This is a genomic window from Streptomyces sp. TAA040, from assembly GCF_000424845.1.
This window is the reverse complement of the sequence record NZ_AUKR01000021.1, coordinates 90,425-97,948: the sequence shown is the minus strand read 5'-3', so window position 1 is coordinate 97,948 and position 7,524 is coordinate 90,425. Positions and strand designations below refer to the sequence as shown.

At 74.2% G+C, this 7,524-nt stretch carries 4 protein-coding genes; 2 read left to right on the top strand and 2 right to left on the bottom strand.

All coding sequences use genetic code 11. The annotated features are described in order from the left end of the window. The first annotated feature begins 418 nt into the window (after positions 1-418). Positions 419-1,000: an ATP-binding protein gene (locus tag H300_RS0117570; RefSeq protein WP_028428483.1), complete on the top strand. Its 582-nt coding sequence runs from the start codon at positions 419-421 to the stop codon at positions 998-1,000. Positions 1,001-1,292: 292 nt separating this feature from the next. Next, positions 1,293-3,608, top strand: coding sequence for a heavy metal translocating P-type ATPase (locus H300_RS0117565; RefSeq protein ID WP_051270148.1), 2,316 nt, complete (start codon positions 1,293-1,295; stop codon positions 3,606-3,608). Between the two features lie 526 nt (positions 3,609-4,134). Here the strand turns inward: H300_RS0117565 and H300_RS0117555 are convergent. Both H300_RS0117555 and H300_RS0117550 read right to left on the bottom strand, forming a co-directional pair. Continuing rightward, the gene (locus H300_RS0117555) at positions 4,135-5,217 is read right to left on the bottom strand and encodes an ABC transporter permease (RefSeq protein ID WP_106966865.1); all 1,083 of its coding nucleotides are present in this window, start codon (positions 5,215-5,217) and stop codon (positions 4,135-4,137) included. Between the two features lie 199 nt (positions 5,218-5,416). Next, entirely contained in the window at positions 5,417-7,489 is a 2,073-nt protein-coding gene (locus H300_RS0117550) for a PhoX family protein (protein ID WP_028428479.1), read from the bottom strand. Positions 7,490-7,524: the final 35 nt, after the last annotated feature.

Genomic DNA, 7,524 nt, shown 5'->3' with positions numbered 1-7,524 from the left:
CCTACCGGAACCTCGCCATCGGCGCCTTCCGCCTGGCCGGCGTCCGCAACATCGCCTCGGGCCTCCGCCGCACCGCCCGCGACCAGACCCGCCCCCTCACCCTGCTCGGCCTCAACTGATCAAAAGGGACGACATCGAACTACGCCGAAGCCCTGGCCGTTCACCTACTACCGCCGCACGCCCGGGAATTGTTTTCTTGACCCTGCTTGCACCGGTTGCCCACAATGAACGCCACCGGCGATGAATCCACCGCCGTGCGGTGTTCCCCGGACGACCACGGTGAACACCGCCCCCATTCCTTCTGGGCTCCGGCCGACGGGACAGTGGCGGCACCCGTCACCGACCGGCAGGGGCATTCGATTCCCGATTCCCGACTCGACCAGCACCGCCGCCCGCCGGCCACCGAGGACGGCGTCCGTTGCTGTCCGCGGCCCCCTCCGCGAGCGCACCGCCCGAGCGGCACCCCGGGCCGTCCCCGAGCGAGCGTGCCACCCACGGCGATCCCCGCGACCCGGCGCGGACGGCCGTCCCCGTCGCACCGGTCCGGGCCGCCACCCGGACCGGCCCCTCCCGGCTGGGAGCGCGGCTCCAGGCCGCCCGGCACCGGGCGTTCGTCGGCAGGCACCGGGAACTGGACCTCTTCCGCTCCGCGATGGCCGGGGACGAGGGCGCGCCCAGCGTGCTCTACCTGCACGGCCCCGGCGGCGTCGGGAAGTCGATGCTCTTGCAGCGGTTCGCGGAGGAGGCGGAGCGGGCCGGCCGGACCGTCGTCCAGCTCGACGGCCGTATCCTCGCCCCCTCCCCCGACGCCTTCGAGGCCGAGGCCCGCCGCGCTGGGCCCGGAGCCGGCCGTCCTGCTGGTGGACACCTTCGAGCGCTGCCAGGACCTGGAGGTCTGGCTACGCGAGCGCTTCCTGCCCCGGCTGAGGCAGGGCGCCCTGGCCGTCCTCGCCGGGCGCGACGGACCCGACCCGAGCTCTGCGCGCCGGCCCCGGGCTGAACGGGTCCGGCTGCGGGCACCTCTCCGTGTCTGCATACCCCCACCCCGTATTTTGCCCCACACCCCGCCGGGCGCTTGCACCGGGCCGTACACCGGGGTATACCCTGGCGATCGGATACCCCTACAGGGTATCCGGGCTCCGGGGCACCGACCGGTGGCCGAGGACGAGGGCTGAGGAGCGACGGCGATGACCACGACAGGCGGAGGCGCCGGACAGTCCGCCGGTACGGGCGCGGGGTTCCTTGTGGACCCGGAACGCGCGCGTACTGAGACGGAGTTGGCCATCGGCGGCATGACCTGCGCCTCCTGCGCCGCCCGGGTGGAGAAGAAGCTCAACCGGATGGACGGCGTCGAGGCGACCGTCAACTACGCCACCGAGAAGGCCCGGGTCACCCACCGGGCCGAGGTGGCCGTCGCGGACCTGGTCGCCACCGTGACCGCCACCGGCTACACCGCGACGCCTCCCCCACCGGCCCCGGCCCCGGCGGCGTCGCCGGCCGCGGAACCGGGCAGGGGATCGGGCGGGGGATCGGGCGCCCCCGCGGCACCGGGCGCGACGGCAGCCGCGTCGGGCCGGGCGGACGCGGCGCCGCCGAACGCTACGGCCGCGCTCCGGCAACGTCTGCTGGTCTCCGTCCTGCTGTCCGTGCCGGTGATCGCGATGGCCATGGTCCCCGCGTGGCAGTTCACGAACTGGCAGTGGCTCTCCCTGACGCTGGCCGCGCCGGTGGTCGTCTGGGGCGGCCTGCCGTTCCACCGGGCGGCCTGGACGAACGCCCGGCACCGAGCGGCCACCATGGACACCCTGATTTCGCTCGGCACCTCGGCCGCCTTCCTGTGGTCCCTGTGGGCGCTCTTCCTCGGCAGCGCCGGCCACCCCGGCATGACCCACGGCTTCTCGTTCTCGCTCTCCCGGGCCGACGGCACCGGCAACCTCTACCTGGAGGCCGCCGCCGGGGTGACCACCTTCCTGCTGGCCGGGCGCTGGTTCGAGGCCCGCTCGAAGCGGAAGGCGGGGGCCGCGCTGCGGGCGCTGCTCGAACTGGGCGCCAAGGAGGTCACCGTGCTGCGGGACGGCCGGGAGCTGCTCGTCCCGACCGCCGAACTCGCCGTCGGAGACCGCTTCCTCGTCCGCCCCGGCGAGAAGATCGCGACCGACGGCCTGGTGATCGAGGGGAGTTCGGCGGTGGACACCTCGATGCTCACCGGCGAGTCGGTGCCCGTCGAGGTCACCGTGGGGGACGGCGTCTCCGGTGCCACCCTCAACGCCGGGGGACGGCTCGTCGTGCGCGCCACCGGGATCGGCTCCGACACCCGACTCGCCCGGATGGCGAAGCTGGTGGAGGACGCACAGCACGGCAAGGCCGCCGCGCAGCGTCTCGCCGACCGTATCTCCGCCGTCTTCGTGCCGGTGGTGATCGTGCTGGCCCTGGCCACCCTCGGCGGCTGGCTGCTCGCCGGCGCCGCGGTGAGCACGGCCTTCACCGCGGCCGTCGCCGTGCTGATCATCGCCTGCCCCTGCGCCCTGGGTCTGGCGACCCCGACCGCCCTCATGGTGGGCACCGGCCGAGGGGCGCAACTGGGCATCCTGATCAAGGGCCCGGAGGTGCTGGAGAACACCCGCAGGATCGACACCGTCGTCCTGGACAAGACGGGAACCGTCACCACCGGCACCATGACACTGCTCGCCGTGCACACCGCCGAACCGGACACCGGGCGGAGCCCGGAGGCGGGCAGCGGCGAGCGGGACGCGGCCGAGGCGCTGCGACTGGCGGGGGCACTGGAACAGGCGTCCGAGCACCCGATCGCCCGCGCGGTGGCGGCGGGCGCGGCCGAACGCACCGGACCGCTCCCGGTACCGACCGACTTCGCCAACCTCGCCGGGACCGGCGTCCGGGGCGTGGTCGAGGGCCGCACGGTCCTCGTCGGCCGCGAGCAGCTGCTCGACGGCGGCGCGGACGCCCTGCCCCGGGCGCTCGCGGCGCGGGCCGCCGAGGCGCGGGCGGCGGGACGCACCGCCGTGGTGGTGATCGCGGACGGCCGGGCACTCGCGGTGCTGGAGGTCGCGGACGCGGTGAAGCCCACCAGTGCCGAGGCGGTCCGCCGACTGCGGGCGCTGGGCCTGCGGCCGATCCTGCTGACGGGCGACAGCCGGGCCGCCGCCGAGTCCGTCGCCGCGGACGTCGGCATCGACGAGGTGATCGCCGAGGTACTGCCCCGGGAGAAGGTGGAGGTGGTCGAGCGCCTCCAGGCCGAGGGCCGTTCGGTCGCCGTGGTCGGGGACGGCGTGAACGACGCCGCCGCCCTGGCCCGGGCCGACCTCGGTCTCGCCATGGGCACCGGCACCGACGCCGCCATCGAGGCCGGGGACCTCACCCTGGTGCGCGGGGACCTGCGGGTCGCCGCGGACGCCGTCCGGCTCTCCCGCCGGACGCTGGCGACGATCAGGGGCAACCTGATGTGGGCCTTCGGCTACAACCTCGCCGCCCTGCCGCTGGCCGCCGCCGGACTGCTCAACCCGATGGTCGCGGGCGCCGCGATGGCGTTCTCCTCGGTCTCCGTGGTCGCCAACAGCCTGCGCCTGCGCCGCTTCCGACCCACCGCCTGATCCTCGCCCCGGGCGCCGCGCGAGGCCCGCCCCGGGCGGCTGGACCAGGCCCGGACCGGCTGCGTCAGGCCGGTCGGGTGCCGGGCGTGCCTCCCGCCGGGGGGGGCGGGGGACGGCGACGACCTGGTGCGCGTCCTCGTACACCACCCGCCCCGGGTCCACGGACCGCCCCAGCCGCCAGGCGACACCGTGGACGTCCAGGATTCACAGGTAGCCGCCCACCCGTGCGAGCAGATGGACGGCGGACGGAACCAGACCACCGCGCCCGGGTCGACGGCGCGGTCGTAGACGCCGGGATCGACGTGGCTCGGGTTGGTGCAGGCGGCGTCGTACCAGTCGTTGTTCGTCAGGCGGAACGCCTCCTCCTCGGCGCTGAGCAGACCCTTGCTGCTCAGCCCACTGACGAGGACGAAGATGCCGGGCAACGTGCCCCGGCTGTTCGGCTCTCTCCCCTGGTAGCGCACCCCTCCCGCACGCCGTCCGAACCCAGGACCGGGCACGGGCACGGAGTCGGACGGCGGGGGCGTCAGCCGGGGGCCGGTGACGTGCGGCCGGCGTGCGGGGCGGCGGGGGATGCGTCGCGGGAGCGGAGGACGGCCGCCACCACGGTCAGGGCGGTGCCCAGCACCGCCCAGACGGCCAGGACGAGCAGCGGACCGGTGAGCGCGGCGGCGTCGAAGTACGCGAGGGACCGCGCCGACCAGGTTCCGGCGCCCGGGGGCAGGGCGGGCCCGATCCCGCGCCAGAACGGCGGCAGCAGCGGACCCGGGTAGGCGCCGCCCGCGCTCGGGTTGCCCAGCACCACGACCAGCAGGATCGCCAGTCCGATGCCCACCACGCCGGCCAGCCCCTGGAGGGCCAGCGTGGCGGCGCCCACCGCGAACACCACCAGTGCGCCCAGGGCGCTCAGCCCGAGCACGCTGCCGGGCAGCGCGCCGAGGACCGGGCCGGCGAGGACCGCCCCACCGAGTCCGGCCACCAGCGAGTAGCAGGCGAGCACCGCGAGGCGGATCACCGCCCGGCCGAGGTCGGCGGGCCGGGCCCCGTAGCTCATGGCCAGGATGGCCGCACAGAGGTAGCCGCCCACGCACCAGCCGACGACCAGGTAGAAGGAGGACAGGCCGCGGCGGTCGCCCGGGTCGGCCGGGACGATGTCCTCGACCTCCAGCGTGCGGCCCTGCTCCCGCTCCACGGAGCGGAGCACCTCCTCCAGTGCCTGGGCCAGCGCCGCACCGGCGCCGCCGGCCACCAGGAGCCGGTCGGTCGTACCGTTCGGGTCGACGACGAGGGCACCGTCGATCGCGCGCTGCTCGATCTGCCGGACGGCGTCGGACTCCTCGGCGGTCTCCCGCGCCACCTCCAGCGGAGAGCCGGAAAGTCCGTCGAGCTGCCGCCGGTACTCGTCCCGCACCTGCTCGGGGGCGACGAGGGCGATCGGTACGCGGTCCGCGCCGGGCTGATGCAAGGCACCGATGTACGAGGCGATGAAACCGAGTTGGAGTGCGAGCACCCCCAGTACCAGCAGCACCGCGCGGCCGGTGACCGCCGCTCGTACCGTGCCCGCGAAACCCGACGCGCTCTGACCGCTTCTTCCGTGTGCCCCGACCATGCCCTCAAGCCTCGGCGCCCGGGCGGTACGGCGCATGCGCTGCTGCGCCGAACGACTGAGCCCAGGGCGCCCCACCGCCGCGGTCCCCGGGACGCCCGCACCGCGCGACGGGCGGCGCCGCGCACATCGGTGCACCCGCCCCGGGCGTGCCGCAGCCGCCCGGCCCCGGTGTGCGGCGGCCGGGCGGCTGCGGGCGGGCTCAGACGCCGATGTCGCGGCCGTCGGCGCGCCAGACGCCGACCACCGAGGGACGGTTGAGGCGTCCGGGGCCGTCGGGCCAGCGGGACAGCGGACGCTCGGCGGTGGCGCCGTCGATCTCGCCCGGGTGCTGCACGGCGACGAGCACCCGGCGGTCCTGGATGATCGGCCCGCAGGTCTCGGCGCCGGCCGGCACCGTCAGGAACTGCTTGACCTCACCGCGCCGGTCCCCCGCGGTGGCCACCCCGAACAGGCCGTCGTGGCTGCCGAGCGCGTTGCCGTCAGTGGAGATCCACAGGTTGCCGAAGGAGTCGAAGGCCAGGTTGTCCGGGCAGGAGATCGGGCTGACCCGGTCCTTGGGGTAGCCCGCGAAGTACGTCGACTCGTCCTCCGGGTCGCCGCAGACCAGGAACAGGCGCCAGGAGAAGCCGTCCGCCGCGGGGTCGTCCCGGTTCTCGACGAGTTCCAGCACCTGGCCGTGCTTGTTCGCGTTGCGCGGGTTCGCCTCGTCGGCGGGGGCGTTGCCGCCGGTGCCGCGGGCCGAGTTGTTGGTGAGCGCGATGTACACCCGGCCGGTGCGCGGGCTGGGCTCGACGTCCTCGGGCCGGTCCATCTTGGTGGCGCCGACCTTGTCGCCGGCCAGCCGGGTGAAGACGTAGACCTCCTCTGCCGTCATCCCCGGCACGTACGAGGTGGCCCCGGAGGCCAGCTTGATCCACTGGCCGCTGCCGTCGAACTCGCCGTCCGCGGGCAGCTTCCCCGAGCCGTCGATCTGCTCGGAGGGGCTGTCGCCGGTCAGCTTGGCGACATGGAGAGTGCCCTCGTCGAGCAGGGTCAGGTTGTGCTCGCGGGCGGCGCGGCTGTCGCCCTTGCGCATCGCCTTGTCGGACACGAACTTGTAGAAGTAGTCGAACCGCTCGTCGTCGCCGAGGTAGATCACCGCGCGTCCGTCAGCGGTCAGTTGCGGCTCCGCTCCCTCGTGCTTGAACCGGCCCAGCGCGGTCCGCTTGCGCGGCACGGAGTCCGGGTCGTACGGGTCCACCTCGACGACCCAGCCGAACCGGTTGGGCTCGTTCGGCTCCTCGGCCAGGTCGAACCGCTCGTCGAACCGCTCCCACTTGCGGGAGCTGGCGCCGCCGGTCATCCCGTAGCGGGACAACCGCTGCTTGGTCTCCGGGTCGGTGACCGAGGCCGCGTTGGCGAAGTACTGGTTGAAGTTCTCCTCGCCGGAGAGCACGGTTCCCCACGGGGTGGTCCCACCTGCGCAGTTGTTGAGGGTGCCCAGCACCTTGGTCCCGCTGCGGTCGGCACGGGTGCGGAGCAGCGCGCTGCCCGCGGCGGGGCCGGTGAGCCGGAACTCGGTGCCGGTGTGGAAGCGGCGGTTGAGGTGGTGGCGTACCGGCTCCAGCTTGCCCGCGGGGCCCTGCTCCTCTACCACGACGACGGAGAGGCCGTGCGCCGCCTGGGCGATGGCGACCTGTTCCCGGGTCGGTGACTCGCTGTCGTACCCGGTGAACATCAACTGCTCGTCGGTGTACTCGTGGTTCGCGAAGAGCACCTGCCGACCGCGTTCGCTCAGCGGCAGCAGCGAGAGGTAGTCGCAGTTGTACCCGAACTGGCCCGCCTGCGCACGTGCGGACTGCCGGTCGGGGCGGAAGTCCGGGGTGCCTCGCAGGATCGGCTCGCCCCAGCGGACCACGATGTTCTGCTCGTACCCGTCCGGGACGGTGACGGTGTCCTCGGTGTTCGGCGCCACCGGCGTGAACCGCAGTCCCTTGGCGCCCTTCTCCTTCGGCCCGTGGCCGTGTCCGCCTCCCGGCTTGTTGTCCTTGGCGACGGCCGCGGGGGCCGAGCCGCCCAGTAGCGCGGCGCCGGCGGTCACGGCCACCGTCGCGACCGCGCCGGCGCGCAGCGCACCGCGGCGGGACATCGCTCCGGCGGCGAGATCGCCGAAGTACTCGTTGCCGCTCCGGTTCGGCACTTCCTGGAAGCAGGCGTCGCCGCAGCGGTAGTGGCAGGTCATCGCGGACCGGCCACCCTGGTGCGGGGTGATCAGCGGCAGGTGCTTGGGCATAGGAGTCCCTCCGTCATAGCCATACGCCTGGTGAA

Excerpts from the sequence above, each read along its gene's own strand:
- H300_RS0117550 (WP_028428479.1), bottom strand. The coding sequence starts at position 7,489 with ATGCCCAAGCACCTGCCGCTGATCACCCCGCACCAGGGTGGCCGGTCC.
- H300_RS0117565 (WP_051270148.1), top strand. The coding sequence starts at position 1,293 with ATGACCTGCGCCTCCTGCGCCGCCCGGGTGGAGAAGAAGCTCAACCGG.
- H300_RS0117555 (WP_106966865.1), bottom strand. The coding sequence starts at position 5,217 with ATGGTCGGGGCACACGGAAGAAGCGGTCAGAGCGCGTCGGGTTTCGCG.